Here is a 3,817-nt window from a genome sequence, read left to right on the forward strand (position 1 = left end):
CCAACCTCTAACACCCCCCCAACAATCTTTTTTTGTGGTGCTTTTTCTTTTTGGGCTTCACCACCACTATGTGGGGGGGGGGGGGCCGGCGGGCCCCCCCCCACCAGTCTACGTGCCCTTTCCGGCCGGTTCCTTCGGGCGCTTCTCGACCGGACCGCGGCGCACCGATCCCGGCGCGTTCCAGTCCTGCCGCTTCCTGGCCCGCTTCCTCGCGGCCTCGGACGACTGGAGCTGGTACGGGACCGAGGTGACCATCACACCCGGGGTGAAGAGCAGGCGGCCCTTGAGCCTCAGGGCGCTCTGGTTGTGCAGCAGGTGCTCGTACCAGTGGCCGACGACGTACTCGGGGATGTAGACCGAGACGGCGTCCCGCGGGCTCTCGCGGCGGATGTTCTTCACGTACTCGATGACGGGCCGGGTGATCTCGCGGTACGGCGAGTCGAGGATCTTGAGCGGTACGTTGATCCCGCGCCGGTCCCACTCCTCGCGCAGCGCCTTGGTCTCGGCCGGGTCGACGTTGACGCTCAGCGCCTCCAGCTCGTGGGCGTGCAGCAGCTTCGCGTACGCGAGGGCGCGCAGCGTCGGCTTGTGCAGCTTGGAGACGAGGACGACGGAGCGGACGCGGGAGGGGCGGACGTACTCGTCGGGGCGCTCCTCGGCCGCCGCGATCTCCTCCGCCACCGAGTCGTAGTGCCGCCGGATCGCCGACATCGTCCCGTAGAAGATGACCATGCCGAGCAGCGCCACCCAGGCGCCGTGCGTGAACTTGGTCGCGAGGACGACGACGAGGACCAGGCCGGTGAAGAAGGCGCCGAAGGTGTTGATCGCGCGGGAGCGGATCATGTGGCGGCGCTTGGCCGGGTCCTTCTCGGTCTTCAGGTGCCGGTTCCAGTGCCGGACCATGCCGGTCTGGCTGAGGGTGAAGGAGACGAAGACGCCGACGATGTACAGCTGGATCAGCTTCGTCGAGTCGGCCCCGTAGACCCACACCAGCAGCATGGCGGCTCCGGCGAGGAGCACGATGCCGTTGGAGAAGGTGAGCCGGTCGCCGCGGGTGTGCAGCTGGCGCGGCAGGTACCGGTCCTGGGCGAGGATCGAGCCGAGGAGCGGGAAGCCGTTGTACGCCGTGTTGGCGGCCAGGAAGAGGACGAGCGCCGTGGCCGCGGCGAGGAGGACGAAGAAGAACGTCCCGTCGCCGAAGACGGCGGCGGCGACCTGGGAGATGACCGGGTCCTGGACGTAGCTCTCGCCGACCGGCTGCCCGTTGAGGAGCAGGTCGTGGGCCGGGTTCTCGGCCATCCGTACATCGGTGGCCATCGCCAGGAAGATGATGCCGCAGAACATGGTGACGGCCAGGCCGCCCATGAGCAGCAGCGTGGTCGCCGCGTTCTTCGACTTCGGCTTGCGGAAGGCGGGGACGCCGTTGGAGATCGCCTCGACGCCGGTGAGCGCGGCACAGCCGGAGGAGAAGGCGCGCAGCAGCAGGAAGACCAGCGCGAAGCCGGCCAGGCCCTGGTGCTCGGGCTTGATCTCGAAGTCGGCGGTGGGCGCCTTCATGGTGTCGTCGAGGACGATGCCCTTGTACGCGCCCCAGGCGATCATGATGAAGACCCCGGCGACGAAGACGTACGTCGGGATGGCGAAGAGGCTGCCCGACTCCTTCACCCCGCGCAGGTTCATCAGCGTCAGCAGCAGGATGACGCCGACCGCGCAGAGGACCTTGTGCTCGACGACGAACGGGATGGCGGAGCCGAGGTTCTCGATTCCGGAGGAGATCGAAACGGCGACCGTCAGGACGTAGTCGACGAGCAGGGCGCTGGCGACGGTCAGGCCGGCCTTCGGGCCGAGGTTGGTGTTGGCGACCTCGTAGTCGCCGCCGCCGCTCGGATAGGCGTGCACGTTCTGCCGGTAGGAGGCGACGACCGTGAACATCAGCACGACGACGGCCAGCGCGATCCACGGACTGAAGTGGTAGGCCGACAGACCCGCGATCGAGAGGACGAGCAGCACCTCACCGGGTGCGTACGCCACCGAGGACAGCGGGTCGGAGGCGAAGACGGGGAGGGCGATGCGCTTGGGGAGCAGAGTCTCTCCGAGCTTGTCGCTCCGCAGAGCCCGTCCGATCAAGATCCGTTTGGGCAGGTCGGTCAGTTTGGACACGGAGAGGATCGTAAGCGTTCGAAAACGGCCATGCTCACCGCGACCCCCAATCCGCACGGAATCTCCCTGCCCGGTACCTCGGATGCGGTCCCGTTCGGCGTTGCCGCATAAGCTCGGATCGGGCAGCACGGCAGGGCGCTGTCCGCCACGGCCCGGGCCAGTCGGGTGAGGAAAGTTGTGAGCAGGGTGTTTTCGCAGGTCAGCAAGGCGATCAGGAGTGCGGGGTAAGGGGACGTGCACATCGTCATCATGGGCTGCGGGCGAGTGGGAGCCGCTCTCGCGCAGACCCTGGAGCAGCAGGGGCACACCGTCGCGGTCGTGGACCAGGACCCGACGGCTTTCCGCCGCCTCGGCTCCGGTTTCGGCGGGCGCCGTGTCACGGGCGTCGGCTTCGACCAGGACACGCTGCGTGAGGCGGGGATCGAGGAGGCCGGTGCCTTCGCCGCCGTGAGCAGCGGAGACAACTCGAACATCATCGCGGCGCGGGTCGCGCGCGAGATGTTCGGCATCGAGAACGTGGCGGCCCGCATCTACGACCCCCGGCGCGCCGAGGTCTACCAGCGGCTCGGCATCCCGACGGTCGCGACGGTCCGCTGGACCGCCGACCAGATGCTGCGGCGGCTGCTGCCGTCCGGCGCCGAGCCGCTGTGGAGCGACCCGAGCGGTGGCGTGCAGCTGGCGGAGGTGCACACCTCCGCGGCGTGGATCGGCCACAAGATCAGCAAGCTGCAGGACGAGACCGGTGTGCGCGTGGCGTTCCTCACCCGACTGGGCGAGGCTGTCATCCCGTCCTCGCAGACGGTGTTGCAGGAGGGCGACCTCGTGCACGTGATGATGCGCACGGACGAGATCGCGAAGGTCGAGGCGGCCTTCGCCGAGGGTCCTGAGGAGGGCGGTCACTGATGCGTGTCGCAATCGCGGGCGCGGGTGCGGTGGGCCGTTCCATCGCGGGCGAGCTCCTGGAGAACGGCCACGAGATCCTGCTGATCGACAAGGCGCCCACCGCCATCTCGGTGGAGCGGGTGCCTCAGGCGGAGTGGCTGCTGGCCGACGCCTGCGAGATCACCTCGCTGGACGAGGCGGCGCTGCAGCGCTGCAACGTGGTCATCGCGGCCACCGGCGACGACAAGGTGAACCTGGTCGTCTCGCTGCTCGCGAAGACCGAGTACGGCGTGCCGCGTGTGGTCGCCCGGGTGAACAACCCGAAGAACGAGTGGCTCTTCAACGAGTCGTGGGGCGTGGACGTCGCCGTCTCGACGCCGCGTCTGATGTCGGCCCTGGTGGAGGAGGCGGTGAGCGTCGGCGACCTGGTCCGGCTGCTCCGCTTCAGCCACGGCGACGCGAACCTGGTGGAGCTGACGCTCCCGCCGGAGTCTGCGGTCGCGGGCACGGCGGTGGGCGACGTGGCCTGGCCTCAGGACACCTCCCTGGTGACGATCATCCGCGGTTCGCGGGTCCTGACGCCGAGCCCGGAGGAGACGCTGGAGGCCGGCGACGAGCTTCTCTTCGTGGCCGCCCAGGCCCGCGAGGAGCAGCTGGAGGACCTCCTCTCGGTCCGCCGCGACGAGGGCGCGCCGAAGAGCTGAGGGCGACCGCGCGTACGGGGAAGGGCCCGGGACCTGACAACGGTCCCGGGCCCCAGTCTCTTTTAAACAAA

General features: G+C 68.7%; 3 protein-coding genes. 2 read left to right on the forward strand and 1 reads right to left on the reverse strand.

The genetic code is table 11. The features are described 5' to 3' along the window. Positions 1 to 108: 108 nt before the first annotated feature. Complete coding sequence (locus ACWF79_RS24065; RefSeq protein ID WP_453730205.1) at positions 109 to 2,160, reverse strand: APC family permease; 2,052 nt, start codon at positions 2,158 to 2,160, stop codon at positions 109 to 111. A gap of 234 nt (positions 2,161 to 2,394) precedes the next feature. Here ACWF79_RS24065 and ACWF79_RS24070 point away from each other — a divergent pair, with 234 nt between their 5' ends. Together ACWF79_RS24070 and ACWF79_RS24075 are read left to right on the forward strand one after the other, a co-directional pair. Continuing rightward, the gene (locus tag ACWF79_RS24070) at positions 2,395 to 3,063 is read left to right on the forward strand and encodes a potassium channel family protein (RefSeq protein WP_453730206.1); all 669 of its coding nucleotides are present in this window, start codon (positions 2,395 to 2,397) and stop codon (positions 3,061 to 3,063) included. Further along, positions 3,063 to 3,746: a potassium channel family protein gene (locus ACWF79_RS24075; RefSeq protein WP_453730207.1), complete on the forward strand. Its 684-nt coding sequence runs from the start codon at positions 3,063 to 3,065 to the stop codon at positions 3,744 to 3,746. The genes ACWF79_RS24070 and ACWF79_RS24075 overlap by 1 nt, the downstream gene beginning before the upstream one ends. The last annotated feature ends 71 nt before the right edge of the window (positions 3,747 to 3,817 follow it).

The sequence above is a fragment of the Streptomyces sp. NPDC054975 genome (assembly GCF_053609105.1).